This window comes from Pseudomonas sp. GW821-FHT02A11 (genome assembly GCF_059421985.1).
The window spans coordinates 76,085-101,710 of the sequence record NZ_JBWKWB010000005.1; the positions used below are offsets into that span (position 1 = coordinate 76,085).

Sequence of the window (25,626 nt, forward strand, 5' to 3'; positions counted from 1 at the left end):
CAGCCACCACATCTGTCACAGACAGATCGCATTTGCGGGCAAGCGCGCTCCTACGGCTTAGCGAAGGCCGCGCTTGGTTTCGTCCAGTTCGCGGATGTATTTGAAGATTTTGCGGGTCGCAGTCGGCGCCTTGTTCTGCTTGGCTTCGTGCTGGGCCTGACGGATCAGCGAACGCAGTTGCTGACGGTCGGCCTCGGGGTACTCGTTGACGAACTGTTCGAGCACCTCGTCAGTGCCGCCCACCAGGCGATCGCGCCAGCGTTCCAGGTTATGAAAGCGCTCGTTGTACTGACGCGTGGAAGCGTCGAGCTGATCGAGCAGCACCAGGATCTCGTCCAGGTTCTGGTCGCGCATCAGTCGGCCAATGAACGAAATGTGGCGTTTGCGCGCAATGTGCGCGGTGTGCTTGGGAGCATCGGCCAGTGCCCGACGCAACTCGTCGGTCAACGGCAGCTTGGCCAGCACGTCGGGCTTGAATGTCGTCAAGCGCTCGCCCAGATCCACCAGAGCGTGAAGCTCTTTTTTGACCTGGGTTTTGCTTTTCTCTCCGTCGAAGGAGTCGTCGTAAGAATCAACCATGGGGGCAGTCCGCAAATAAACGCCGCCATGATAACCAGTCAGGGGCCAATTGTCCGGCCCGGGCTGCCGAAATCGGAATTTGATGGAGTAAGTCATGAGTGCATCAGAAAGCGTCGGCCCACAGGCCTTGCCAGCGCTGCAACAGCAAGTCGAGCAAATCGTCGCCGAAGCCAAGCGTCAGGGCGCGACCGCTTGTGAAGTCGCTGTGTCGGTGGATCAGGGCCTGTCGACGTCCGTTCGTCAGCGCGAAGTCGAGACCGTCGAGTTCAACCGCGACCAGGGTTTCGGTATCACCCTGTACGTTGGCCAACGCAAAGGCTCGGCCAGCACTTCGGCCAGCGGCCCGGATGCGATCCGCGAAACCGTCGCCGCAGCGCTGGCAATCGCCAAACACACTTCCGAAGATGAATGCTCGGGCCTGGCTGACGCTGCGCTGATGGCCAAGGATCAGCCGGATTTCGATCTGTTCCACCCGTGGGACATCACCCCGGAACAGGCCATCGAACGCGCGCTCACCTGTGAAGCCGCTGCGTTCGACGCCAACCCGCTGATCAAGAACGCCGATGGCACGACCCTCAACGTGCATCAGGGCTGCCGCGTGTACGGCAACAGCCACGGTTTCATCGGTGGCTACGCCTCGACCCGGCACAGCCTGAGCTGCGTGATGATCGCCGAAAAAGACGGCCAGATGCAGCGCGATTACTGGTACGACGTCAATCGTCAGGGCGAGCTGCTGATGGACGCCAGACTGATCGGCCAGAAAGCTGCCGAGCGCGCCGCCAGCCGCCTGGGCGCACGCCCGGTGCCGACCTGCGAAGTGCCGGTGCTGTTTTCTGCTGAACTGGCGGGTGGCCTGTTCGGCAGCTTCCTAGGGGCGATTTCCGGCGGCAACCTGTACCGCAAGTCGTCCTTCCTGGAAGGCGCCATCGGTCAGCGGCTGTTCCCGGAGTGGATGACCATCGACGAGCGTCCGCACCTGATGCGCGCCATGGGCAGTTCGGCGTTCGATGGCGATGGCCTGGCGACCTACGCCAAACCGTTCGTCGAAAAGGGCGATCTGGTGTCTTATGTACTGAGCACCTACTCGGGCCGCAAGCTGGGCCTGCCGAGCACCGCCAACGCGGGGGGCGTGCACAACCTGTTCGTCTCCCACGGCACTGAGGATCAGGCCGCGCTGATCCGTCGCATGGGGCGCGGGCTGTTGGTCACCGAGCTGATGGGCAGCGGCCTGAACATGGTCACCGGCGACTACTCCCGTGGCGCGGCGGGGTTCTGGATCGAGAACGGCGAGATTCAGTTCGCGGTCCAGGAAGTGACCATTGCCGGCAACATGCGCGACATGTTCAAGCAAATTGTCGCCGTTGGCAGCGATCTGGAGATGCGTAGCAACATCCGCACAGGTTCGGTGCTGATCGAGAAGATGACTGTCGCGGGGAGCTGATTTCCCGATTCCATAGCAGCACCCAAAGGCCTGTCCCGGTTTCGGTGCAGGCTTTTTTGTTGCCCGCAATCCCCGAAACACCCCAAATCCCTGTGGGAGCGAATTCATTCGCGAGAGGCCATGACAGGCAATCCATCTCTGTTGTCTGGCGCACTTTTCGCGAATGAATTCGCTCCCACAGGTGCTGCGTCAATCCTTCCTTTGCATCCATCAATGGCTCTTCACGAAGCACGCTTCTTCAAGTGTCGGGGTTGTTTTGATTCTTAAACTCATTTAATAATGAGTATCATTTGCCAAATGAGCCTGTCCCATGGGTACTGTTCTGCACGAGTCGCCTCATCTGGAAAACTGGCGTGCGCTGAGTCTGCGAATTCGCTGCGCGCTCGATCCTGACGAGCCTCGTGTCATCGAACATTACCTGGCCGAGGGCCGCTATCTGGGGCGCTTCACCGCCACGCCGCAGGTGCTGATCGCCGAAAGCACCTTTCGCCTGCTGATCGACACCGCCCGCGACACTGCCTTGCCCTGGCACTGGCGCTGCCTGTGTCTTGATCAGGCTTGGCGCCCGCTGCGCGACCTGCAGGCCCTCGCTCATTCTCCCATTCAACGCCAACGCTGGCAGCGCTTCGCCCATCAGCTGGCGACCTGCGTGTTGCAACCCTCGATTTCTCTCGCTGAACTGATGCAAGGATCTCTTGATGAGTAATACTCGTATTGAACGCGACAGCATGGGCGAACTGCAGGTCCCGTCCGAGGCCCTGTATGGCGCGCAGACCCAGCGTGCGGTGAACAACTTCCCGATCAGCCAGTTGCGCATGCCTCGCCAGTTCGTTCGTGCACTGCTGCTGGCCAAGGCCGCTGCCGCTCAGGCCAACCTCGAACTCGGGCAGATTTCCGAAGGGCAGAGCAAGGCCATCGTCACCGCCTGCAAAGAGCTGCTGGCGGGCGACTTCATGGCGCACTTTCCGGTGGACGTGTTCCAGACCGGCTCGGGCACCAGCACCAACATGAACGCCAACGAAGTCATCGCGACCCTCGCCAGTCGCGTGCTGGGCGAACCGGTGAACGCCAACGACCACGTCAACTGCGGCCAAAGCAGCAATGACATCATCCCCACCACGATCCACGTCAGCGCCGCGCTGGCCATTCATGAGCAACTGCTGCCTGCGCTGGCGCATCTGGTCGAAGTCACCGAGCAGAAGGCGGTACAGGTTCACCCGTTCGTCAAAACCGGCCGCACCCACTTGATGGACGCCATGCCAGTACGCCTGAGTCAGGTACTCAACGGCTGGTCGCAGCAGATCAAGGCCAACGTCGAGCACATCGAAAACCTGCTGCCGAGCCTGCAAGCGCTGGCCCAGGGCGGCACGGCAGTGGGCACCGGGATCAACGCACACCCAGAGTTCGCCTCGCGTTTCGCTACGCAGTTGAGCCAGTTGAGCCACGTCGGCTTCGTGCCGGGCAAGGACTTGTTCGCCCTGATCGGCTCTCAAGACACCGCCGTGGCTGTTTCCGGTCAGCTCAAGGCCACCGCCGTGTCGCTGATGAAGATCGCCAACGACCTGCGCTGGATGAACTCCGGCCCCTTGGCAGGCTTGGGCGAGATCGAACTGGAAGGCCTGCAGCCGGGCTCCTCGATCATGCCGGGCAAGGTCAACCCGGTGATTCCGGAAGCCACCGCGATGGTCGCCGCGCAAGTAATCGGCAACGACGCGGCGATCACCGTCGCCGGCCAGTCGGGCAACTTCGAGCTCAACGTGATGCTGCCGATCATTGCCCACAACCTGCTCGAAAGCATCGAGCTGCTGGCCAACTCCAGCCGCCTGCTGGCCGACAAGGCCATCGCCACCTTCAAGGTCAACGAGGCCAAGCTCAAGGAGGCCCTGTCGCGCAACCCGATTCTGGTCACCGCGCTGAATCCGATCATCGGTTATCAGAAGGCCGCTGAAATCGCCAAGACCGCCTACAAGGAAGGCCGCCCGATCATCGATGTGGCGCTTGAGCACACTGATCTGGATCGCACGCAGCTGCAAACCCTGCTCAACCCGGAAAAACTCACCGCAGGCGGCATCTGACCTGCGACCACCCACGTCAGCGATCGAGGAGACGCGCCATGGAGCATTGGAAAAGCACCATTCTGAAAGGCAATAGCTGCTTCAACCGTGGCGATCTGGTCGACGCCCGCGAACTCTACCTGCAAGCCCTGGCCCTGGCGCAAGTGCTGCTGGAGCGCTGGAAAGACCCTGACGAGGCGGTCGCTGCGTTCGTGATCTCTCATCACAACCTGGCCGATCTGCACCTGAGCCTGAACCAGCCGGAAGAAAGCGCCGAGTACCTGTGCTCGGCCCATCAACGCCTGCTGCAGGTGATTTCGAATGTGAGCCTGAACCCGGCACTGCGTCAGGCCGCGTTCCGTCACAGCAACAAGACCTACAGCGAACTGTTGGGCTTCATCGGCGAATACGGTGAATACCCACGCACCCACCGACTGCTCAACAGCAGCGGCGAACACTCACGCTCGGCGCTACAGCGCAACGCCGCTGCCGCCGGCACCTTGTCCTTTGGAGTCCATTGATATGCCGTATACCTTGCCTGCCTTGCCATACGCCTACGATGCCCTTGAGCCGCACATCGATGCGCAGACCATGGAAATCCACTACACCAAGCACCACCAGACCTACATCAACAACCTCAACGCTGCCGTCGACGGCACCGAATACGCTGAGTGGCCGATCGAAAAACTGGTGTCCAGCGTCGCTCAACTGCCGGAAAAACTGCGCCCGGCGGTGATCAACCAAGGCGGCGGCCACGCCAACCACTCGCTGTTCTGGGAGGTCATGAGCCCTAACGGCGGCGGTCTGCCAAGCGGCGCATTGGCCAAGGCCATCGACGAACAATTGGGCGGCATCGACGCCTTCAAAGAGGCCTTCACCAAAGCCGCACTGACCCGTTTCGGCAGCGGCTGGGCCTGGCTGAGCGTCACCCCGGCCAAGCAACTGGTCGTTGAAAGCAGCGGCAACCAGGACAGCCCGTTGATGAACGGCAATACGCCGATCCTCGGCCTGGACGTCTGGGAGCACGCCTACTACCTGCGCTATCAGAACCGTCGCCCGGAATACATCGCAGCGTTCTACAACGTCGTGAACTGGGAAGAAGTCGCCAAGCGCTATCAGGCTGCAATTGCTTAACGCCCACAACGAGAAGTAGACGATCTATGCCTTCGGATTTGCTCACCCTCAGTAGCGGACGTCTGTTTCGTCTGGCCATCGGCTCGATTTTGCTGCTGGTCGGCACAGGGTTGCTCATCAATCAGGGATTGACCTGGTTGAGTCTTGAACCGCGCATGCTGAGGGCGCTGGAAGGCGGGGCGCTGTGCGCGCTGGGGACGGCGCTCGGTGCGGTGCCGGTGCTGGTGATTCGCGGCATGCCGGTGGCGGTGTCCGATGGGTTACTGGGTTTTGGCGCGGGCATCATGCTCGCCGCCACGGCCTTTTCCCTGATCGTTCCGGGCCTGGGCGCTGCACAAAGCCTGGGCTTTTCGCCATGGGGCGCGGGCGCGCTGGTCAGTGCCGGCATCTTGGCGGGGGCGATGGGGCTGGTCCTTGTCGACACCTTGGTGTCGCAAGGGCCGCACCTGTCGGATGTCACGGACACACCGGCGATCCCATCGAATATCTGGCTGTTCGTCATCGCCATCATCGCCCACAACATTCCCGAAGGCATGGCAGTGGGCGTCTCGGCGGGAGGCGGTCTGGCTCACGCGGACAGCCTGGCCATGGGCATCGCCTTGCAGGACGTGCCGGAAGGTCTGGTCATTGCCCTGGTGCTCGCGGCAGCGGGCATGTCGAGGCTCAATGCCTTTCTGATCGGTGCGGCATCAGGGCTGGTTGAGCCGGTGTTTGCGGTGCTGTGCGCCTGGCTGGTGGAAATCGCTGCGCTGCTGTTGCCGGTGGGTCTGGCGTTGGCGGCGGGGGCGATGCTGCTGGTGGTGACCCATGAAATCATTCCTGAATCACGCCGCAACGGACACGACAAGATCGCAAGCTTGGGGCTGTTGCTCGGGTTTTGTCTGATGATGGTGATGGATACGGCGTTGGCTTAGCGCCTGTTTGCTTCCGGCCGGAGGGCGTAGGAGCTCCGGGGTGGCGTCCCACCTTGCTCGCGATCTGGCGCGAAGCGGCAGTAAAACCTGACGACGCGGTGTGTCAGGTAAAACGGGTTGGCAGATTTCACGACTGCTGCGCAGCCGATCGCCGACAAGTCGTTGCTACGGCCTTCGGCCAGAATCAAAAACGTGGTGCCCGCCCATCTGACGATAAAAACCCTTATAATCGCGCGCCTATTTCCCTGATGCGAGATCCGTCGTGAGCTTACCGCCGTGCCCAAAATGCAATTCCGAATACACCTACGAAGACGGCACCCAGCTCGTCTGCCCGGAATGCGCCCATGAGTGGTCCGCCAATGGCGCGGCTGACAGTGACGATGATGTGAAGGTCATCAAGGATGCAGTCGGCAATACGCTGCAGGATGGCGACACCGTGACCGTGATCAAGGACCTGAAAGTCAAAGGTTCGTCCCTGGTGGTCAAGGTCGGCACCAAGGTCAAGAACATCCGTTTGGTGGATGGCGATCACGACATCGACTGCAAGATTGACGGCATCGGCGCGATGAAGCTGAAGTCCGAATTCGTCAAGAAAGGCTGATTTCTCGGCTGATTCCAAACCCTGTGGGAGCGAATTCATTCGCGAAAAATGGTTCGGGCGATACGGATGTATCGATTGACCCACCGTATCGCGAATGAATTCGCTCCCACAGAGGCACACCTCAGGCCGTGTTATTGCTCAACTCGGCAAATTGATCCCGAACGTATTCTCCCCATGCTCACTGCGCGCGAACACCGTGCCGCCGTGCATCAGCGCAATCGCCTTGACGATCGCCAGCCCCAAGCCATGATTGGCGCCGCTGTTGCTGCGTGACGCATCGACCCGATAAAAACGCTCGAACAGCTTGGGCAGGTGCTCGCCGGAGATCTGCGCGCCGGGGTTGGTCACTCCGATGCTGACGTGATCGCCCTCATCCAGGATGTCCACATGAATGACCTGCCCCGCCGAGGTGTGCTGCACGGCGTTGTGCAGCAGGTTGATCAACGCCCGGCGCAGGTGGGCTTTTTCGAACGGCACATGGGCGTCGCCCCGGACCTGAACCTGCACCTGGGCGTCTTCGAGAATGAAGTCCAGATAATCCAGGGTCGTCGCCACTTCTTCGGCAAGGGACGATTGCGTCAGCTCCGTGGCCTTGCTGCCCTGATCGGCGCTGGCCAGAAACAGCATGTCATTGATGATCGAGCGCAGCCGCTCCAGCTCTTCCAGATTCGATTGCAACACCTCGAAATAATGCTCGGCGGAACGACCTCGTGTCAGCGCCACTTGCGTCTGGCCGATGAGGTTGGTCAGCGGCGAACGCAGTTCATGGGCGACGTCGGCGTTGAAAGATTCCAGCCGCGAATAGGCCTGCTCCACCCGTTCCAGCGTCGAGTTGAACGAGGTCACGAACTGATCGAGTTCAGGCGGCAGCGGCGATAGCCGCAAGCGTCCGGATAGACGTGGCGGCGCCAGTTTCCGGGCTTCGAGCGACAAATCGTGCAACGGTTTGAGACCGATGCGCGCCACCCAGTAGCCCAGCGCGGACGCCAGTACGATGCCGATGGCGGCAAGGCTGATCAACGCGATCAGCAGCGAGTGCTGAGTCTCCCAGAATGTTTCGGTGTCGATGGCGGTCAGGAAGCGCAGCGGCGGACGTTGATCTTTGGCCGGGAACTGACTGACCAGCACTTTGAACGGGTAATCGTGACCATTGAGGTTCAGGTCGCGCATGCCCAGCGGGCCGTTGGCGAATGCACGAATTTGCGCATCGGGATTACCGAACTCATAGTTGGGATTGTCGCTGACTACCCAGAAACGCAGCCGCTTGTCTTCTTCGCTGAGCAGCCTGAGTTTGGCGTTGATCTTCACCCAGTGCTCGGGCGTGCCGTAGCGCTGCACCGCCGATTCGAGCACGCTGTACCGCGCATCCACCTCGGCTTCCGGCAGCAGGCCCAGGCCCTTGTCCACTTGCAGGTAAAGAGCCCAGCCAATCAGCAGGAACACCAGCAGCGCCACGAGAGCGAACATGCCGCTCAGGCGCAGGGCGATGGAATTACTCGCCACGACGGTGCTCCAGTACACGGCTTTCGAGCACATAACCCATGCCACGAATGGTGTGCAGCAGTTTCTGTTCGAATGGCCCGTCGAGCTTGGCGCGCAGGCGTTTGATCGCGACTTCAACGACGTTGGCGTCACTGTCGAAATTGATGTCCCAGACCATCTCGGCAATCGAGGTCTTGGAGAGGATCTCCCCATGCCGACGGGCCAGCACGCTGAGCAATGAAAACTCCTTGGCGGTCAGATCCAGACGACTGCCTGCGCGGGTGGCCTTGCGGCTGATCAGGTCGATCCACAAATCGGCGATGCTGATCTGCACCGGCTCATGACCGCCGCTGCGACGGGTCAGCGCCTGCAGGCGTGCTACCAGTTCCAGAAAGGAAAACGGCTTGCCCAGGTAATCGTCGGCGCCCTCACGCAGGCCGCGAATGCGATCGTCGACGTTCTCCCGGGCCGTGAGCATGATCACCGGCGTCTGCTTGCGCGCACGCAAGGCGCGCAATACGCCGTAGCCATCCAGGCCTGGCAGCATGACGTCCAGGATGATCACCCCGTACTCGTTTTCCAGCGCCATGTGCAGCCCTTCGATGCCTTCCCGGGCGACATCCGTGGTGTAACCCTGTTCGGTCAGACCGCGGTGCAGGTAATCAGCGGTTTTCTCTTCGTCTTCGATAATCAGGACACGCATCGGTCCACTCTCACTTTTCCATGCTTACTTTTCAGTAGCGAGTATTGCCGCAGGTTTCTTGGCCGTTGAAGGCGTGGTCGGTGTGGCGGTCGGTTGCCTGCGATGGAAAATCCGTTCCAGTTGCAGGTAGATCACGGGCGTGGTGAACAGCGTCAGCGCCTGGCTTACCAACAGGCCGCCGACCACCGCGATGCCCAATGGCTGACGCAGCTCCGCACCGACACCGTAGCCGAGCATCAGCGGCAAGGCACCGAGCAAGGCGGCCAGCGTGGTCATGATGATCGGGCGAAAACGCGTGATACACGCCTCGTAAATCGCCTCTTGCGGCGACAGCCCGCGATGGCGTTGGCCTTCGAGGGCAAAGTCCACCAGCAGGATACCGTTCTTCTTGACGATGCCGATCAGCAGCACGATACCGATCAGGCCCATGATCGAGAAATCCTGGCCCATCAGCCACAGCAGCAACAGCGCGCCGATGCCCGCTGAGGGCAGGGTGGAAATGATCGTCAGCGGGTGCACGAAGCTTTCGTACAGCACGCCGAGGATGATGTACACCGCCACCAGCGCCGCCAGAATCAGCCACGGCTGGTTGGCCAGCGAGCTCTGGAATGCCTGGGCCGCGCCCTGGAAATTGCCGATGATCGAGGCCGGCATGCCGATCTCGTTCTTGGCCTGATCGAGCAACTGCACCGCGTCGCCCAAAGCCACGCCCGCCGACAGGTTGAACGACAGGTTGGCCGCCGGGAACATGCCGTCGTGACTGATCGACAGCGGCCCCATCTTCGGCGCGCCGACCTTGGCCAGTGCCGACAGCGGCACCATCTCGTTGGTCAGCGGCGAGCGCAGGTAGAAGTAATTCAGGCTCTCGGCCTTGCCGCGTTGCGACGGATCGAGTTCGAGAATGACTTTGTACTGGTTGATGTCGGTCTGGTATTCGTTGATCTGCCGCTGGCCAAAGGCGTCGTACAGCGCCTGATCGACGTCGGCGGTGGTCAGGCCAAAACGCGCGGCGGCGCTGCGGTCGATGTCCAGATGGGTGACGCTGCCGCCCAGTTGCAGGTCGTTGGACAGGTCGCGAAAGGCCGGGATCGACTTGAGTTTTTCCGTGAGCTTTTGCGTCCACTCATTGAGCAGCGCGCCGTTGTTGCTCTTGAGCACGTATTGATACTGCGCACGGCTCGGGCCGGAACTGAGGTTGATGTCCTGGCCTGCCCGCAAGTACAGGACGATGCCGGGAATCTTTGCCAGTTTCGGACGGATGCGGTCAATGAACTGGCTGGCGGAAACGTCGCGGTCTTCGCGGTCTTTCAGGGCGATCCACACCCGGCCGTTGGCGATGGTCTGGTTGCTGCCGCTGACGCCCACCGAGTGCGAGAACGCTTTGACCGCCGGGTCTTCGCCGATGATCTTCGCCAGCTGTTTGTGCTTCTCGACCATGTCCGGGTAGGAAATATCCGCAGCAGCTTCACTGGTGCCCAGCACCATGCCGGTGTCCTGAACCGGGAAGAAACCCTTGGGAATGAGCACGTAGCCAGCCACCGCCAGCACCAGCGTCAGGCCGAAAATCCCCAGCATCAGCCGCTGATGGGCGAGGGCGTAACGCACGCCACGGGCGTAATTGGCCAGCAGGCGCTCGCCGAATCCGGGTTTGGCATCAGGGTCGTGTTTGGGCGCGCGCATGAACAGCGCTGCCAGCGTCGGCGCCAGGGTCAGAGAGACCATCACCGAAATCAGAATGGTCGACGTCGCCGTTAGCGCGAACTCCTTGAACAGCCGCCCGACCACGCCACCCATGAACAACAATGGAATAAACGCGGCAATCAGCGAGAAGCTGATCGACACCACGGTAAACCCTATTTCCCCCGCGCCCTTGATCGCCGCGTCGCGCATGCTTTCGCCGGCTTCCAAGTGTCGGTGAATGTTCTCCACCACGACGATAGCGTCGTCGACGACAAAGCCCACGGCCACCACGATCGCCACCAGCGTCAGGTTGTTGAGGCTGAAGCCGAGCACGTACATCAGGGCAAAACTGGCCACCAGCGACACACCGAGCACAGCCGTCACGATCAACGTTGCCGACAACTGACGCAGGAACAGGGCCATGACTGCGATGACCAGCACGATGGCGATCAGCAGGGTCATTTCCACTTCATGCAGCGAGGCGCGGATGGTCTTGGTGCGGTCGCTGAGGACCGTGACGTCCACTGACGCCGGGAGCATTTCCTGCAAGCGCGGCAGCTCGCCCAACACACGGTCGACGGTCTCGACGATGTTGGCGCCGGGCTGGCGGAACACGACGATGTTCACGCCTTGCTGATCCCCAGACCAAGCGTTGACGTAGGCGTTTTCCGAACCGTCGATGACTTTGGCGACATCGCGCAGATGAACAGGAGCACCGTCCTTGTAGGAAACGATCAACTGATCGTAGTCCTTGGCCTGAAACAGCTGGTCGTTGGAGGCCAATGTCGAAACGCTGTCCTTGCCGTACAACGCGCCCTTGGCGAGATTGAGGCTGGTTTGTTGCAGCGTGCCGCGCAGGTCGGCGAGGGTCAGGCCGATGGAGGCGAGTTTCTCCGGCGCCGCTTGCACGCGAATGGCCGGACGACGCTGACCGGTGATCGCGACCTGGCCTACGCCGTTGATCTGACTCAGCTGACGGGCCAGCAGGGATTCGGTGACATCGCTCAGCTCGGTGCTGGGCATCAGGTTGGAGCTGACACTGAGGATCAGCACCGGGCTGTCCGCCGGGTTGACCTTGCGCCAGGTCGGCGCGGTGGGCAAGTCCGCGGGCAGTCGGCCCGATGCGGTGTTGATCGCGGCCTGAACCTCTTGTGCTGCGGTGTCGATGCTCTTGTTGAGGACGAATTGCAGGGTCAGGTTGGTCGAGCCCAAGGCGCTGCTGGAGGTCATCTGGGTCATGCCGGGGATGGCGCTGAACTGCACTTCCAACGGCGTTGCCACCGACGAGGCCATGGTTTCCGGGCTGGCGCCGGGCAGCGTGGCTGAAACCTGAATGGTCGGGAATTCAGCTTCCGGCAGCGGCGCCACGGGCAGTCGCGGGAAGGCGATGCAACCGAGCAGAATCAGGGCGAAGGTCAGCAGTACAGTGGCGATCGGGTGATTCACGCACCACGCGGAAATCGAACCATGCCCCTTCATTTGACGGCTCCGCTGGACGTGGCATCGGCCAGGGTGTCGACTGGATCAGCCTTGACCACTTCGATATGCGAGCCGTTCTTCAGGCGCGACTGGCCATCGCTGACCAGCACATCGTTGACGTTCACGCCGCTGATCAGGATCAGGTCGCTGCTCTGATACAGCACCTTGACCGGCACCACTTCAACCTGGTCGCCCTTGACCCGATAGACGTAATGCTGGTCGATGCCGCGCAGCACCACCTGCGGCGGGACTCTCAGGGCATTACGGTCGATGGCGGTCTGGATGCGCACGCTGACCAATTGGCCGGGCCAGAGTTTTTCAGCGGCATTATCGAAGGTCGCCTTGGCGCGAATCGTGCCCGTGGTGGCGGCGACCTGATTGTCGATCAGGGTCAGCTTGCCTTCGCCCAGCAGGGTGCCGGTGACGCCGTCGCCCATGTAGGCATTGACCTTGGCAGGCTCCGGGGAAGCCAGCAGGTCGTGCAGGGTGGGAAGCATTTGCTGAGGCAGGGAAAACTCCACCGACACCGGATCAATCTGGGTCACCGAGAACAACCCGATGGCGTCGCTGACGCGCAGGAAATTACCCTCATCGACGTTGCGAATGCCGACACGCCCTGTCACCGGGGAGCGAATCTGAGTGTAGGAAAGTTGCACTTGCGAGGCGTTGATCGACGCCTGGTTGCCCAGCACCGTGGCCTTGAGCTGATTGACCAGCGCTTGCTGCTGATCGTATTGCTGTTTGGAAATACTGTTGTCGACGGTGAGCAACTTGTAGCGCTTCAAATCGACTTCTGCGACATCCAGTTGCGCCTGGCTTTGGCTCAGTTGCGCCTTGGCCTGTTCGAGGGCGGCGCGAATGGATCGGTCGTCGATGGTCGCCAGCAGATCGCCGGTCTTGACCTGTTGGCCCTCTTTTACCAGCAGCCGGGTGAGGATGCCGTCGACCTGTGGACGGATCACCACGCTTTGCAGCGACAGCACCGAGCCGATGCCCGTGACGTAGCGCGGCACGTCCGCTTCGACCACGTTGATCACTTGGACCGGCACCGCAGCAGGCGCACTGACTTTTCTCTCGGTGGGGCGATTGAACGTCCAGACACCGACTGCAATCAGCACGGCAAGTACGGCAACGGCTATTACAGATTTTTTCTGTTTGTGCATACAGGGATAACGCCAGCGAAAAAGGTGGAGGGCACAGAATCGACAGCCTCCTTTATAACCCTTGGACCCGGTCAGCAAAATGACTGCTACCTGTCAATATTGTCAGTTGGAGAAGGGCGGAGGATGAACTTAAAGAAAGAACGCCAGACGGCGATACCTAAGAGAGGGGCGTGAAAATTCCTACAAGTAAAATCGTGAATTCTGGTCGATTGTCCCTGAGTCGACTTAACTGTTACAGGTGGGTATCCACCCGGAGTATGGCGATGAAAAGTAAAAAGACACTTTCGGCTTTTTTTTCGATCGCGTGTATCGGGGCTTCCCTACTGTTCGGCCCCTCTGCCTCGGCGACAGACAGAGCACTGATGTTCCACGGCCAACTGGTCAATGCGGGGTGCGAGGCGCGAGTCCTCAGCACTCCTAATCCATTGCACGGGCTCAACTCCCTGAAAGTGAATGCCAGCCTGACACTGAGCCTGGTCGAGCATGATGACGCCTGCCAAGGCGCCTCGGTGCCTGTGTCCATGGCCTATGTCGAGCGCACTTCCGTCACCCTGGGCACCCACAGTGGCATCGTGACCCTCACCTACCAGTAACGCACGACGCGTTTCGAGCGCAAACAGCCGCCCCGGTCAATCCGATTTGGGCGGTTTTTTTATGTCCGGGCGTTGCCAATGGCGGGCCATCCCTACAGACGGTGAGCAAAGGTGCCCCACGATTTTTTCCGTGCTCGCCCCGCAAGCCCTAGCAAACACAGGCGTGTAAGCACGATCTGATAAGTCCTACAGAAACGTCTGGCACGCTCCACTGTCATTTCTGCAAGTTCTAGGTAGATAGCCTGACAGCCGTCCTTGAAGCGCCCGCTTATAGTCCTCGTCGTCCTCTTGGGGCACACACGAATTGACACAAGGAACGTCGTTAACATGAAAAAGATCTCTCTTTCTCTGGCTATCGTGGCTGCTATGGGCTTGAGCGCGATGGGCACTGCCAACGCGGCAAACAACGGCAGGCTGGTGCTCAATGGCACGCTGACCGACATCACGTGCGACATCGGCGCGGGGACTGGCGCCAGTGCCGGTACGAACCCTGGCGAGATCAACGTCGACCTGGGCAATGTTTCGTTCGCCGAGATCGGCCGCTTCGCCGACAACCGGCTGGAAACCGCTTCGCCGATTCAATTGCTGGTCAATTGCACCGGCGGCGCCGCGCTGTACAACACCGTGAACATGCGTTTCGTGGCGCGTCAGGGCAGCGGCCTGGATAACCTCGACCAGCGTCTGCTGCGCACCACCGGCGCGGCTGACGGTGTGGGTATCGGCCTGCTGAACTCCTCCTATCAACTGATGGACCTCAGCGGCAACGAAACCATCGACGCAGCACTCGTCAAGGACGGCGCTGGCGGCGCTACGGCCGAACTCAACTTTGGTGCGGTGTACGTGCTCAACGGTGCGAGCACCAATCCGGGCAACGCGGATGCCTTCCTGCCATTCGTGATGGATTATCAGTGATGTCACCGGCGGAGCGAGCGTTGCTGGCTCCGCCACCCTCTGGTCGAGAGACGCTCCCATGATGTTTTCCCATCTTCTCCGGTATTCGGCGGCAGGGCTGTGGGTGGTGCTGGCGATGACGCTGGCTGCCCAGGCTCAGGCCGGTATCGTGTTGAGCACCACGCGAGTCATCTACCCGGCGACGGACAAGGAAGTCAGCCTGCAAGTCCATAACACCGGGACGTCTGAGATTCTGGCGCAGTCCTGGCTCGAGGCCGACAGCGAAACCCCGGCGGCGAGTCCGCTGTTCGCGATTACCCCGTCGCTGGCGCGGATGCCCGGCAATGCCCGGCAGTTGATCCGCATCATCTATTCCGGCGAGGGCCTGGCGAGCGACCGCGAATCAGTACTGTGGCTTAACGTTCAGGAAATTCCCCAGACAGCTCGCGAGAATGAGCTGCAGATCGCCATCCGTCAGCGCATCAAGCTGTTCTATCGGCCGCAGAGCCTGACCGAAGACCCGCTCAAGGCTGCGCAGACCCTGCAGTGGCAACTGCGCGACGGACAGCTGGAAGTCTTCAATCCCGGGCCTTACCACGTATCGATGATCAAGTTGGCGGCGACGTATCAAGGGCAAGTGGTCTTTCAGGAAAACAGCCGGATGTTGCCGCCCAAGGCCCGCGTGCAACTGCCATTAAAGCCGCTTGGCCGTAACGCGTCGGTGGATCTGGCGTTCATCAGCATCAACGATTTTGGCGCCCAGGAGCCTTACCGCGCGAAGGTGTCCGGCGACCGGTCAATCCAGGCCAGCAAGGCCGAACCGAGCTCCGACTAGCCACCGCCACGCTGGCCGGAATTTTTCGTGACCCCAATTTTCGAGCCGGATGCACGTCCGGCTCCTGAGTCGCATGCCGTCGGGAAAGGAATTCCTGGCGTGTCGACACTCAGCGTACGAGTGAAATGAGCTAATGGAACGGCGAAACAAAAACACCCATCGACGCAGTACGCGCACCGGTCTGCCATGGGTACGTAATCGATTAGCCACCTGTGTCGCTGCGGCGATTGCATGGACGATGGGCTCCAGCGCGATGGCAATGACTGACGGCAACGGTGACAGCACACCCCCCTCTGCGGCCCCTTCGGGGGTGAAGTTCAACACGGCTTTCATCCAAGGAACCGATCAGCCAGCAGACCTGGAAACCTTTCTGCAGGGCAACAGCGTGGTCCCTGGCACTTACCGCGTCGATATCTACGTTAACCGCGCCTTGAGTGGGCGACGTGATATCCACTTTCTGGCCAACCCCGTCAATGGCGCGATCGAGGCCTGCCTGACCTTGGAGATGCTTGCTCAGTTCGGTATGGACACCTCGGCATTGAGCACTGCCGATGAGGCTTCGAATCATTGTTTCGACTTGCAGGCCAGAGTCGAATTCGCTCATGTGGAATACCAGCCCACCAGCTTGCGACTGAACATCAGTATTCCTCAGGCCCTGATGCTGCGCAGTGTTCGCGGCTATGTGGCGCCCGAGTTGTGGGACGAGGGCGAGACAGCCGGGTTCGTCAATTACAGCTTCAGCGGCGCGCGTCGCGTGCGCCGCGATCAGACTCAGGACCAGTATTACCTCGGCCTGCGCAACGGTCTGAATCTTGGGGCATGGCGACTGCGCAACGAGTCCTCGGTGGTCTACGGCGATGCTCAGCCTTATCGATTTCGCAGCAACAGGACTTTCCTGCAGCGCGACGTGACCGCCCTCAAGAGCCAGCTGACCCTGGGCGAAACCTTCACCGATTCGCAGGTCTTCGACAGCGTGCGGTTCACAGGTGCAATGCTGGCGTCCGACGACGGCATGCTGCCCGACAGCGAACGGGTTTACGCGCCAGTCATTCGGGGCATCGCCGAAACCAACGCCACTGTGGAGGTGCGCCAGAACGATTTCGTGCTCTACAGCGGCAACGTGTCGCCGGGGCCATTCGAGATCTCGGACATTTACCCCAGCGGCTCGAACGGTGATCTGGAGGTGACTGTCACTGAGGCTGACGGGCGCAAGCGCGTTTTCGTACAGGCCTACGCGTCATTGCCAATCATGGTGCCCAAAGGCACGTTGCGCTATAGCGTCGCTGCGGGTCAGTACGACAGCTTTGATGACGGGGGCGATTCGCCGTCGTTCTCCAGTGCGACATTGATCTACGGTCTGACGGAGCGGGTCACGCTGTCCGGCGGCGCACAGATGGCCGAGGATTTTCGCGCGGTCAATATCGGTGCGGGGGCCAATACCGGGTTGGGCGCGGTGTCTGTGGACCTGACTCAATCGAGCAGCCAGCAGGTGCGTGAAAGCCACGCCGGGCACAGCCTGCGCGTACGTTATGCCAACACCCTGGCCCCGACCAACACCACCCTGGCCGTCGCCGGTTATCGCTATTCCACCGACCAGTACCGCACCTTCGATGAGCATGTCGAAGAGCGCCGCGCCATCGAGGGCAACAGCGTTGCGCGCGCCAGGGACCGCATCGAATTCAACCTGACCCAGGCGCTACCCGAGCAGTCTGCGTCGTTGAGCTTTACCGGATCCGAGCAGCGTTACTGGGATGCCACCGGCAAGACTCGGCAGCTGTACCTGTCGTGGAACGCGGCGTGGCGCAGCCTCAGCTATGGCGTGTCGCTGGAGCGTAACCAGACGTTTCTGCGCGACGGGCAACGCCAGTCGGACAACCGCATCGCGCTCACCTTGAGCCTGCCGCTGGGCGACAGTCCGTCCTCGTCGCGGGCGTTTTTCAATGCCGTGCGCGACGGCTCGGGTGATCAGGATCTGCAGGCGGGCCTGAACGGTCAGGTCTTCGATGATCGCAACACCTTCTATTCGCTGCAGGCTGGGCGCGACAGCCGCTCGGGCTCATCGGGGTTCGGCAAGCTCAACACGACCACTGGCTTTGGCCGCTTCGACGCTGGCTACGGTCAGGGCCGCGACTTCAAGGCTTTCAGCATGGGCGCGGCCGGGTCAGTGGTTGCTCATGCGGGGGGCGTGAATTTTGGCCAGCCTCTGGGCGAAACCTTCGCGCTGGTGCGGGTCAAGGATGTTCCGGGGGCTCGCCTGAGCAATTACAGCAACATCGAAACCGCGAGTAACGGTTACGCGATCCTGCCTTACGCCCAACCTTATCGAGCCAACTGGGTCAGCCTCGACACCCGCCAACTGGGCGCCGATGTCGAGTTGGCAAACGCCGTCACTCAGGTCATCCCGCGTCGCGGTGCGGTGCCTGTGGTGAATTTCAAGGCCCAGGTGGGGCGACGTGTGCAGTTTGAGCTGGTGCGCGAAGACGCCAGCCATTTACCCCTTGGCGCCATGGTGGAGGACGAGCACGGCAAGCTGCTGGCAGCCGTCGATCCCACTGGCCGCGCGTTGGTATTGAGCGAGCAGGACAGTGGCGCGCTGGTGGTGAAATGGTCGGATCAACAGTGTCAGGCGCCATTCGAGCTGCCTGCGCGGGACCCGCAGCGGACCTACGATCGGGTCAAGGTGGTCTGCCGATGAAGGCCTCGCTGAAGGGCACCATCGTGAAATGCGTCCTGGCGATGCTGTTCTGCCTCGATGCTCACGCCGTGGTATCGCTGGCCGGAACACGCCTGGTGTTCGACGGGCGTTTTCGTGAGGCGACGATCGAGGTCAGTAATCCGGGCACCGCGCAGGTGCTGATTCAGGCCTGGATCGCCGATGCCAAGGCGGATCAGCCCACCTCGCAAGACTTGCCGTTCGTGCTCACGCCGCCGCTGGCGCAACTTGCGGCCCAGGGCAGACAAACACTGCGGGTGCTTTATGAAGGTATCGGGATGCCAACCGATCGCGAGTCGCTGCTGCACCTGTACGTGCTGGAAGTGCCTCGTCGTAGCGCCGCGCCGCAGCAGTTGAACATTGCGGTGCGCCAGCGCATCAACGTGTTCTATCGCCCGCCGGGCCTTGCCGGGGATCCGTCCGACGTGCCTATGCGCCTCGTCTGGCAACGGGACGCTCAGAACTCCGACGTGCTTCACGTGCGTAACCCGACACCCTTCCATGTCTCGCTGCTGAACATTGCGCTCAACGGTCGCGCGATTCGTGAAGACCTGATGCTCGAACCTTTCTCCGCACATGCACTTGGGCTTTCCGGGCCGGTCGGGGAGGGGCGTCTGCGCTTCAAGGCCCTGACCGATTACGGCGGGCAGCGCGAGTTTTGCGTGCAGGTACTTTCGTTTCCTTCAACGACAGAGCAATGCTGACCATGACGACCTTTTCTTTTTCACGCAGGTGTCCGGCGTTTCTGTTGGCGTTGCTGATGCCGGCCACCGGCATGGCCATGACCTGCAAAACCCAAGGCTCGGGCGAGACCGTGATTCGCGCCGACCTGAACAGCAGCGTCGCCATCCCTGCGACGTTGCCAGACGCAAGTGTGGTCTGGCGTTCAGACCGGCTGAATGTGGCCGTGGAGTGTTCGCGTGAGCAATCCGGGCCTGCCGAAGAAGTGGTGTTGTACCTGAACCCGGACAACGTTCAGATCGGCGAAGGTATTCGGGCAGGCCTGACACTCAACGGTATCGATTACGTGCAAAGCAACGGGCGAATTCCCACGCAGCAGGTGCTGCCTGCCTGCACCGAGGGCGCCGGTAACGTCACGGCTTGCCCGAAGGCCCGCTTCAACCTGCCGTTTTCGGTGTTCATCCAGAAGTACGGCCCGACGCCGCCCTCAGGTGTGGCCAGTGGCGTTACCGACTACCGCATGTTTCAGGTAGACAGCGTTGATGGCATGAATCCACTGCCCGACAACAACCTCAACTACGTCATCAACAACCTCATGGGGTTGCGCTTTGTGGCCTGTAACGCTGAGCTGCGTGTGCTGCCGGAAACCGTTGAATTTGGCATCGTGCCGATCAGGAATGTTCGGGTGGGCGAGGTGGCGACCTTTCAGCGTTTTGCATTGGCCGCCAGCCGCATCTGCGATTCGCCCTTCAGCCTCAATGCCAGATTCACGCCGGTGTCCGGCACGCTGTCGGGGGACGTGCTGGTGCCGAGCAATAACGACAGCATCGGCATCCGCATCACCCATGCGCCTGCTCATCGGCCGATCCGTTTCAACGAGCCGTTTCACATTATTGATCTGCCGGACGGCACCTATTCGGCCACCGCTGATTTCAACGCCGAGCTGGTGTGGCAGACCAACACCCCGACACCCGGCGCGTTTTCCGCCGAAGTGCTGGTGGATCTGTTCTACAAATAGGCCGTTGCTCGGCTGTCACGGGCGGCCGGGAGGGGATTGAGGTATGCTGCGCGGCTTGCGGGCAGCGCCTGCTCATCCCTCGACCGTCTAGCGATTACGGAGCTTTCATGACCACCCTCGAACACCCATCAGCTCCCGACCTGGCTGTCGAACCTGCTGATACCCACGCCGAATCCGGCGAGAAAAAACCGGCGATTCCGGCGTTCAGCTTCCCCTTCAAACCGGGCGAGTTGCTGCACGCCAAGAAGCAGACGACCCCTTACAAAGGCGCGGGCAAATCGAATCACGACAAACGCCCGGGCGCCGCACCGTCCGGCACCCGGCGTTCGATGGGCAAGCGCTGATCGGTAGCTGAACGCCCGAATCGTGCGGGTTTGTTGCTAGCCTCTGTGGGAGCGAATTCATTCGCGAAAAATAGTTCTGGCGATGAAGATTTGCTGCCAGTACTGGCCTCTCGCGAATGAATTCGCTCCCACAGTTCTGCTTTCCATCCAGGCATCTGCAGCGTCTTCACCCTTCCTTGCGAAAACTGTCCCGATACTGCGTCGGCGTGACGCCCAGGCGCTGGCTGAAAATAAGCCGCATGCGCGCCGCGCTGCCGAAGCCACAGTGATACGCCACTGCCTTGATCACCATCTCGCTGCCCTCCAGCAAACGCCGGGCAGCGTCGATTCGGGCCCGCTGTACGAACTCGGCGGGCGTGACCTTGGCGTCGCGGGCGAACACCCGGGCAAAGCTGCGCGGGCTCATCGACACCACTTGCGCCAGGCGCTCTACTGAAAACGGCTCGCTGATGTGCTCCATGACGTAGCGCTGAATCTTCGCCACCGGCGAGTCATCGTCCACCGAGGCATTGAGGTAGGGGCTGAATTGCGACTGCCCGCCCTGACGCTGAGCCACCACCAGCAAGCGCTTGGCGACGGCCAGTGCAATCGCCGGGCCGTGGTCCTCGGCCACCAGCGCCAGTGCCATGTCGATCCCCGCCGTGACACCCGCCGAGGTCATGAGTTTGCCATCACGCACATAGATCCGGTCCGGCTCGACCCGCGCTCTCGGGAACAGGTCCGCCAACTGCTGCGCATGGCTCCAGTGGGTCGCGGCCTGTTTGTCATCGAGCAGCCCGGCATGGCCGAGAATGAACGCCCCGGTGCAGATCGAGCCATAGCGCCCGGCCAGTGGCGTTGCTTCATGCAACCACGCGGTAAGGTGCGGCATCTCTTCACTTTCGGGCAGCAGCGGGCCGCCCGGCACCAGCAGAATATCGAATGCTTTTGGTGCCTCTGCCAGCGGGTATTGCGCGCCCAGGGGCATGCCGTTCGAGGCATTGATCGGATAGGGCGCGGCACCAATGGTGGTGATCGTGTAGCCGTCGCCCTCGGCCACGAAGCGATTGGCTTCGGCGAACACATCCAGCGGGCCGGCCACGTCCAGCGACTGAACATGGGGAAAGAGCACAATCGCAACGCTTTTCATCGAAGGGTCTCAGGCGCTTTGCAAAGGGATGAACATATAGCTCATTGCCTCTGTTGTCTCCACGCGAGCGCCTGCCTGGAGCAGGGTGTGGCTAGCGTCGTGGCCTGCGACGCGAAAGCCCCAGCCGTTATCGGTAATTGCAGGCAATTCCCCGGTGCTGAAACGCGCGACAGCAGTAGCGAAAGCGTCCATGTCCGGCAGGTACGCCACAAAACCGTCGCCCTTGAGCGCCGTGGTATTGATGCCCAGCGCCATGCAGATGGCCTGCTTACGGGCGATGTCGTCGCGGTCCGCCTGGCGGGACTGCTCAATCAGCGCCATCAGCTGTCGATCGACCAGTTGCCCGCCGACGATCAGGTCCGGCCCCTGGGTCCAGGATTCAGGCGGGCAGTTCTTGGTCTCGGGGCGCAGCGGGATGTGCGGATTGATCTCCATGGGGTAGATACGGCATACCAACGGCCGCCTTTCATAGATACGGCAGCGGTTGTCGGCGTCAAGATTTCGGCAGCGCCCCGCGTTGTAGGCCGCAAAGGTGATGGCAACTCTGGCCTGGGCCGAGCCACTGCTGATGGGCTGCGAGCGACGTGTGGCGTGGGTGATCTGCTCAGGGGGAACGCCAAAGCCGTCGGCCAGAAAGGCTTCGGTCAAGACGATCACCGAACCACCATCAGCCGCCCACTGCGCGGCTTCCGACAGTGTCAGCGGAACATGATGATCGGTGCAGCATTTGCCACAACCGACGCAGGAGAACTGGGTTTTCATCGAAACAAAACGCCGCCAAACCAGAAAAAATGTATCCAGACCCTGCGTTGAAAATCTGTCAGCGCAAAGCAGGGTTTTGGAAATGGCGGCATTTGCAGCAAGTTATGCGCCAGCGTCTGGGGCAGCTCAGGCCTATTTCTTCGGCAGCGTGGTGACGTTGTCCCACTCAGTCATCAGCGCTTTCTTGTTCTTGCGGTCGTAGAGGCACAGTTCGGTGCCCGTCCTATTCTTCATGAAGGCCTGCTTGTACTGGCCTTTGATCAGCAGTGCGCTGTAGCCGACGCTGTCATCGAACATCGCAGAAGCGCCGGCGGGCTTAGCGTTTTTCAAGGAGCTGGCGGCGACGCAGCTGTCGACCAGGGTCTTGTCGAAGGCTTTCCAGGCGTCCGGGCTGGAAGCGCTGGCCTGACCTGCGATGGCAGTAAGCGCGAGAAACAGCAGGGTGGTCCTTTTCATGGGGGCTCCATCGTTGTCGTTATCAGCAGAATGACAACGACTTTGACTGGCTCAACGGGGTTCTAGTTCGTGGCGCCGCACGTAGTACATTTCAGCGCGCTCATACAGGCGCCGCGCCTTAAGATTGTCTTCCATGACCTTCAGATCCACACGCCCTTCGCGACGCTCGGCAAAAGCCTGAAACACGTGCCCCAGCAACGTCTGGCCCACGCCGCGAGCTTGCATGCGTGGATGAACCACCAGATTGCGGATGAATGAGCTGGTCCAGCATTGCGCGACAGCGACCACCCCCAGCGGGTCCTGCACAACAAAGCACAGTTGTGGATCGAACTCCGGGTCGCTTTCGAATGCGTCCAGCCAGGTCTTGAAATCCGCCACGCGACCGCCACCCAGCTTGGTGCCGAGCATCAACAGCTGGTGCACGGCGGCTGCATTCTGGAGGGTGAAATCTGTCAGGCGCAGATCTGCTGGCCAGATTACCTCGTGAGGCGGCTGGTCAAGGTCGCGACGCATCAGCCAGTAATGGCCGGTGGATACGTCGCCGGGAGCGGGCCTCAGATCCCTTGGGTCTCGACTGTGCGCGCAGCTTCGATCAAGCATCGTGTCAGCTCGGGTGAGGAAAACTTGGTCAACACCGCGTTGGCGCCTGCAGCCTTGGCTTTTTCGGCGTTCATCGCGCTGTCCAGCGAAGTGTGCAACAACACGTAAAGCTGCTGGAAGTCAGGCGTTTCGCGCAGGGTTCGCGTGAATGCGTAGCCGTCCATTTCCGACATCTCGATGTCGGATACCACCACGTTGATCTGCTGCGCGGTGCCTTGCAGGTCGAGCAGATGATCGATCGCTTCCCGAGCACTGCGCGCGGTGTGGCATTCGATGCCCAGATTGCGCAGGGTGATGACCGATTGTTGCAGCGCGACCTGGCTGTCATCGACTACCAGGATCCGCGCCTTGGTCAAGACTTCCACCTCTTCGGGGCTGAGCTCGGCAGGTTGCGCCGCGATCTGCGCAGGGGAAATCCCGTGAATGACTTTCTCGATATCCAGCACCTGGACCAGCGTGCCGTCGACCTGCGTCACGCCCGTGATGAACGATTTATTGCCCGAACCGAAGGGCGGCGGGCGAATGTCGGTGGTCAGGCAGTGGACGATCTTGCTGACCGCCTGCACATGCAAACCCTGCTTGGAGCGGCTGACGTCAGTGACGATCAGGCAGCCGCCGTCGGGGTCGAGCAACGGTCGCTCGCCAATGGCGCGACTCAGGTCGATGACTGAGAGCGAGTTGCCGCGCAGTGTCGCCACACCTTTAACGTGCGGGTGCGATTCGGGCAGGCGCGTGAGAGGAGGGCAGGGAATGATTTCGCTGACCTTGAGCAGGTTGATCGCCATCAGCTTTCCGCTGCGTAACGTGAACAGCAGAAGCGAGAGTGAATCTGCGCGGACGTTTTTGGACATATGAACCTTCTGTGATGCGGTATCTGTTTGCAGCCGATGCCAGCAAACAGCTTTCGATGTCGGTTTATCGACTCCGCGCAGGCAGGCTTTAGCGCTTTTGGCCTGTACGACGTTTCGAGCACCCGGGAATGTTGTCGAAATGACCTGTGGTTTGTCTTTATGACTTCGATGCGCTATGAGTCAAAATGACAATTATTAGATAACCCATTGAAAAATATAGAAATTAATTGTGGCACGTTTCCTGATACAGGCAAGGTAGTCCATTACTTACCGAGTCGCAGGGGTCAATCATGTTGAATGCTTCGGATCGTGCCATCGTCAAATCCACTGTCCCACTGCTCGAAAGCGGCGGTGAAGCCCTGACCACATATTTCTACAAGAAGCTGCTCAGCCGCTACCCGCAGGTTCGCCCGCTGTTCAACCAGGCCCATCAGGCCAGTGGCGATCAGCCTCGCGCCCTGGCCAATGGCGTGTTGATGTATGCGCGCCACATTGACCAGCTTGAACAACTGGGCGATCTGGTGGCCAAGATCATCAACAAGCACGTCGCCCTGCAGATCCTGCCCGAGCACTACCCGCTGGTGGGCGAGTGCTTGCTGGAAGCCATCCGCGAAGTGCTCGGTGCCGAAATCGCCACTGACGAAGTCATCGCAGCCTGGGGCAATGCCTATCAGCAACTGGCAGACATTCTGATCGGCGCTGAAGAACAGATCTACGAAGAGAAGGCTCTCGCTCCGGGCGGCTGGCGCGGCGCGCGTGAGTTCAAGGTCGTGGCCAAAGTGGCGGAAAGCGCGGAAATCACGTCGTTCTACTTCGCGCCGGCCGATGGTCAGCCGATCCTCGACTTCACCCCCGGCCAGTACATCGGCATGCAGTTGTTCGTGGACGGCGAGGAGATCCGTCGCAACTACTCGCTGTCGGCGCTCGCCGGCAACAACCAGTACCGTATCAGCGTGAAGCGCGAGCCTGGCGGGCGGGCGTCCAATTACCTGCACGACAAGCTGAATGTGGGCGACAGTATCAGCCTGTTCGCGCCGTCGGGTGAGTTCACTCTGGCCCACAGCGATAAACCGCTGGTGCTGATCAGTGGTGGCGTTGGCATTACTCCGACGCTGGCGATGCTGCAGGCAGCGCTGGACACCTCTCGCCCGGTGCACTTCATCCACTGCGCACGCAACGGTTCGGTTCACGCCTTTCGCGACTGGATCGAAGATCTGGCGGGCAAGCATCCGCAGCTCAAGCGCTTCTACCTGTACAGCGAGGACGACGGCGTCAGCCCTGCGGCCCACGGTGTCGGGCTGCTGGATCAGGCGCGTCTGGAGCAGTGGCTGCCGGAAGACCGCGATCTGGATGCATATTTCCTGGGGCCCAAAGGATTCATGGCCGCGGTCAAGCGTCAGCTGAAGGCCGCGGGTGTGCCGGACAAGCAGGCGCGCTACGAGTTCTTCGGCCCGGCGTCTGCGCTGGAGTGAGCCGACCTGCGACATAAAGCCGCATCCTTCTATATATAAGGAAGGGTGTGG

25 protein-coding genes are annotated in these 25,626 nt (G+C 60.9%); 15 read left to right on the forward strand and 10 right to left on the reverse strand.

The window, feature by feature from the left end:
• Positions 1–57: 57 nt before the first annotated feature.
• Positions 58–579, reverse strand: a complete 522-nt coding sequence (gene yjgA / locus AC07V9_RS09655) for a ribosome biogenesis factor YjgA (protein ID WP_495015494.1) — start codon at positions 577–579, stop codon at positions 58–60.
• A gap of 94 nt (positions 580–673) precedes the next feature.
• Here yjgA and pmbA point away from each other — a divergent pair, with 94 nt between their 5' ends.
• From pmbA to AC07V9_RS09690, 7 genes are all read left to right on the forward strand, one after another.
• Positions 674–2,020: a metalloprotease PmbA gene (gene pmbA / locus AC07V9_RS09660; RefSeq protein WP_495015495.1), complete on the forward strand. Its 1,347-nt coding sequence runs from the start codon at positions 674–676 to the stop codon at positions 2,018–2,020.
• A gap of 310 nt (positions 2,021–2,330) precedes the next feature.
• On the forward strand, positions 2,331–2,726 hold the full coding sequence (locus tag AC07V9_RS09665) for a FagA protein (RefSeq protein WP_495015496.1): 396 nt from the start codon (positions 2,331–2,333) through the stop codon (positions 2,724–2,726).
• A complete protein-coding gene (locus tag AC07V9_RS09670; RefSeq protein ID WP_495015497.1) occupies positions 2,719–4,095 on the forward strand; it encodes a class II fumarate hydratase in 1,377 nt (458 codons plus the stop codon). The genes AC07V9_RS09665 and AC07V9_RS09670 overlap by 8 nt, the downstream gene beginning before the upstream one ends.
• A gap of 38 nt (positions 4,096–4,133) precedes the next feature.
• Positions 4,134–4,595: a DUF2753 family protein gene (locus AC07V9_RS09675; protein ID WP_495015498.1), complete on the forward strand. Its 462-nt coding sequence runs from the start codon at positions 4,134–4,136 to the stop codon at positions 4,593–4,595.
• A 1-nt stretch (position 4,596) separates the two neighbouring features.
• Positions 4,597–5,208 (forward strand): superoxide dismutase, encoded by a 612-nt coding sequence (locus AC07V9_RS09680; RefSeq protein ID WP_495015499.1) that lies wholly within the window; start codon positions 4,597–4,599, stop codon positions 5,206–5,208.
• A 26-nt stretch (positions 5,209–5,234) separates the two neighbouring features.
• On the forward strand, positions 5,235–6,122 hold the full coding sequence (locus AC07V9_RS09685) for a ZIP family metal transporter (protein WP_495015500.1): 888 nt from the start codon (positions 5,235–5,237) through the stop codon (positions 6,120–6,122).
• Between the two features lie 262 nt (positions 6,123–6,384).
• The gene (locus tag AC07V9_RS09690; RefSeq protein ID WP_495015501.1) at positions 6,385–6,723 is read left to right on the forward strand and encodes a zinc ribbon domain-containing protein YjdM; all 339 of its coding nucleotides are present in this window, start codon (positions 6,385–6,387) and stop codon (positions 6,721–6,723) included.
• 138 nt (positions 6,724–6,861) lie between these two features.
• Here AC07V9_RS09690 and AC07V9_RS09695 read toward each other — a convergent pair whose 3' ends face one another.
• Genes AC07V9_RS09695 through AC07V9_RS09710 form a run of 4 tightly spaced genes read right to left on the reverse strand, consistent with a single transcriptional unit; the run spans position 6,862 to position 13,230 of the window.
• On the reverse strand, positions 6,862–8,226 hold the full coding sequence (locus AC07V9_RS09695; protein ID WP_495015502.1) for a heavy metal sensor histidine kinase: 1,365 nt from the start codon (positions 8,224–8,226) through the stop codon (positions 6,862–6,864).
• Positions 8,216–8,908, reverse strand: coding sequence for a heavy metal response regulator transcription factor (locus AC07V9_RS09700; protein WP_495015503.1), 693 nt, complete (start codon positions 8,906–8,908; stop codon positions 8,216–8,218). The genes AC07V9_RS09695 and AC07V9_RS09700 overlap by 11 nt, the downstream gene beginning before the upstream one ends.
• Before the next feature lie 24 nt (positions 8,909–8,932).
• Entirely contained in the window at positions 8,933–12,067 is a 3,135-nt protein-coding gene (locus tag AC07V9_RS09705) for a multidrug efflux RND transporter permease subunit (RefSeq protein ID WP_495015504.1), read from the reverse strand.
• A complete protein-coding gene (locus AC07V9_RS09710; RefSeq protein WP_495015505.1) occupies positions 12,064–13,230 on the reverse strand; it encodes an efflux RND transporter periplasmic adaptor subunit in 1,167 nt (388 codons plus the stop codon). Before AC07V9_RS09710 ends, AC07V9_RS09705 begins: the two co-directional genes overlap by 4 nt.
• 362 nt (positions 13,231–13,592) lie before the next feature.
• Between AC07V9_RS09710 and AC07V9_RS09715 the strand changes: the two genes are divergently transcribed.
• From AC07V9_RS09715 to AC07V9_RS09745, 7 genes are all read left to right on the forward strand, one after another.
• Positions 13,593–13,823 carry a hypothetical protein gene (locus AC07V9_RS09715; RefSeq protein WP_495015506.1) on the forward strand — a complete coding sequence of 77 codons (231 nt, stop codon included), beginning with the start codon at positions 13,593–13,595 and terminating at the stop codon, positions 13,821–13,823.
• Between the two features lie 327 nt (positions 13,824–14,150).
• A complete protein-coding gene (locus AC07V9_RS09720) occupies positions 14,151–14,735 on the forward strand; it encodes a fimbrial protein (protein ID WP_495015507.1) in 585 nt (194 codons plus the stop codon).
• Positions 14,736–14,796: 61 nt separating this feature from the next.
• Positions 14,797–15,549, forward strand: a complete 753-nt coding sequence (locus AC07V9_RS09725) for a fimbrial biogenesis chaperone (RefSeq protein ID WP_495015789.1) — start codon at positions 14,797–14,799, stop codon at positions 15,547–15,549.
• 133 nt (positions 15,550–15,682) lie between these two features.
• Entirely contained in the window at positions 15,683–18,244 is a 2,562-nt protein-coding gene (locus tag AC07V9_RS09730; RefSeq protein ID WP_495015508.1) for a fimbria/pilus outer membrane usher protein, read from the forward strand.
• On the forward strand, positions 18,241–18,966 hold the full coding sequence (locus AC07V9_RS09735; RefSeq protein ID WP_495015509.1) for a fimbrial biogenesis chaperone: 726 nt from the start codon (positions 18,241–18,243) through the stop codon (positions 18,964–18,966). Before AC07V9_RS09730 ends, AC07V9_RS09735 begins: the two co-directional genes overlap by 4 nt.
• Positions 18,967–18,968: 2 nt before the next feature.
• Positions 18,969–19,961 (forward strand): fimbrial protein, encoded by a 993-nt coding sequence (locus AC07V9_RS09740; RefSeq protein ID WP_495015510.1) that lies wholly within the window; start codon positions 18,969–18,971, stop codon positions 19,959–19,961.
• Between the two features lie 107 nt (positions 19,962–20,068).
• A complete protein-coding gene (locus tag AC07V9_RS09745) occupies positions 20,069–20,305 on the forward strand; it encodes a hypothetical protein (RefSeq protein WP_495015511.1) in 237 nt (78 codons plus the stop codon).
• Between the two features lie 166 nt (positions 20,306–20,471).
• On the opposite strand, the gene AC07V9_RS09750 is transcribed toward AC07V9_RS09745, so the two are convergent.
• The 5 genes from AC07V9_RS09750 to AC07V9_RS09770 form a co-directional block, all read right to left on the reverse strand.
• Positions 20,472–21,434: a GlxA family transcriptional regulator gene (locus AC07V9_RS09750; protein ID WP_495015512.1), complete on the reverse strand. Its 963-nt coding sequence runs from the start codon at positions 21,432–21,434 to the stop codon at positions 20,472–20,474.
• A gap of 9 nt (positions 21,435–21,443) precedes the next feature.
• On the reverse strand, positions 21,444–22,196 hold the full coding sequence (locus AC07V9_RS09755; RefSeq protein ID WP_495015513.1) for a YkgJ family cysteine cluster protein: 753 nt from the start codon (positions 22,194–22,196) through the stop codon (positions 21,444–21,446).
• Between the two features lie 132 nt (positions 22,197–22,328).
• Positions 22,329–22,652 (reverse strand): hypothetical protein, encoded by a 324-nt coding sequence (locus AC07V9_RS09760; RefSeq protein ID WP_495015514.1) that lies wholly within the window; start codon positions 22,650–22,652, stop codon positions 22,329–22,331.
• Positions 22,653–22,703: 51 nt separating this feature from the next.
• Positions 22,704–23,165 carry a GNAT family N-acetyltransferase gene (locus AC07V9_RS09765; protein ID WP_495015515.1) on the reverse strand — a complete coding sequence of 154 codons (462 nt, stop codon included), beginning with the start codon at positions 23,163–23,165 and terminating at the stop codon, positions 22,704–22,706.
• A gap of 41 nt (positions 23,166–23,206) precedes the next feature.
• Entirely contained in the window at positions 23,207–24,103 is an 897-nt protein-coding gene (locus tag AC07V9_RS09770; protein ID WP_495015516.1) for a chemotaxis protein CheV, read from the reverse strand.
• 290 nt (positions 24,104–24,393) lie between these two features.
• On the opposite strand from AC07V9_RS09770, the gene hmpA reads away from it, so the two are divergent.
• Positions 24,394–25,575 (forward strand): NO-inducible flavohemoprotein, encoded by a 1,182-nt coding sequence (gene hmpA, locus AC07V9_RS09775; RefSeq protein WP_495015517.1) that lies wholly within the window; start codon positions 24,394–24,396, stop codon positions 25,573–25,575.
• Positions 25,576–25,626: the final 51 nt, after the last annotated feature.